A 1,328-nucleotide genomic window follows, 5' to 3' on the forward strand; every position below is an offset into this window, starting at 1 on the left:
TGAACCGCCCCGGGATCGGTGACTGCTCCTTCCCTTGAGAGGATGGAGTCATGTCAGGAGCGAAGCGTGTCGGGAGGTACCCCGACGAGATGCGTGAGCGGGCGGTGCGGATGGTCTTCGAGCATCAGCACGAGTACCCGTCGCAGTGGAAGGCGATCGAGTCGATCGCCAAGAAGCTGAACGTCAACCATGAGACCTTGCGGATCTGGGTCCGCCGGGCCGAGACCGACGCCGGTGCCCGACCGGGTCTCACCACCGATGAGCGGGCGAAGATGAAGGACCTCGAACGTGAGGTCAAAGAGCTTCGTCGGGCCAATGAGATCCTCAAGGCAGCGGCGACTTTCTTCGCGCGGGAGCTCGACCCGCAACCGCCGCGATAGTCGCGTTCATCGACGAACACCGGGAACGGTTCGGGGTCGAGCCGATCTGCAGAGTGCTCACCGAGCACGGCTGCAAGATCGCCCCGAACACCTATTGGGTGGCCAAGAAACGACCGCCATCGACGCGTGCTGTTCGTGACGCCGAGCTGGCGGCCGAGGTGGTGCGCGTGTTCGAGGACAACTTGTTCGTCTATGGCGCGGACAAGGTGTGGGCCCAGCTGAACCGGGAGAACATCCGCGTGGCGCGTTGCACCGTCGAACGACTGATGCGAGCCCAAGGCCTCTCCGGGGCCAAGCGTGGCAAGGCGTTCACGATCACCACCCATCACGACGACCGCCAGCAACGGCCGGCGGATCTCGTCGAGCGCAAGTTCCGGGCGCCGGCCCCGAACCGGTTGTGGGTCGCCGATCTCACCTACGTCAAGACCCACTCGGGCTGGGTGTATGTGGCGTTCATCATCGACGTCTACTCGCGCATGATCGTCGGCTGGCAAGCCTCACGGTCGTTGCGGTCGGACCTGGCGATCGACGCGTTGGAGATGGCCGTGTTCAACCGTCAACATGCCGGCCATGACCTCGACCAGCTGGTCCATCACAGCGACCGCGGTGTCCAGTACTTGTCGATCCGTTACTCCGAACGCCTCGCCGCGAACGACATCGTCGCGTCGGTCGGCTCGAAGGGCGACAGCTACGACAACGCGATGGCCGAGTCGTTCAACGGGCTCTACAAGTGGGAACTCATCTACCCGCAGGGCCCTTGGCGCGGCATCGACGACGTCGAGTTCGAGACCATGACCTACGTCGACTGGTTCAACCACCGCCGCCTTCACGGCGAGATCACCGACAACCCCGGCTACACCACACCGGCCGAGTTCGAGACCGCCTACTACAGTCAGAAACCGACAGCCCTCGAGGCCGTCACCCAATAACCCGAGCAGTCATCAAACC

Annotated in this window: 1 protein-coding gene and 1 other annotated feature; the gene reads left to right on the top strand. The window is 63.6% G+C overall.

The genetic code is table 11. From position 1 onward, the window contains the following. Positions 1-50: 50 nt before the first annotated feature. A protein-coding gene (locus PLL68_RS15310) for an IS3 family transposase (RefSeq protein WP_502910739.1) occupies positions 51-1,309 on the top strand; the annotation gives its coding sequence in 2 pieces (ribosomal slippage) (positions 51-339 and positions 339-1,309; 1,260 coding nt in all). Continuing rightward, positions 335-466, top strand: a sequence feature (AL1L pseudoknot). (Overlaps the previous gene by 132 nt.) Positions 1,310-1,328: the final 19 nt, after the last annotated feature.

Source organism: Ornithinibacter sp. (genome assembly GCF_035443565.1).
GTDB lineage: Bacteria > Actinomycetota > Actinomycetes > Actinomycetales > Dermatophilaceae > Fodinibacter.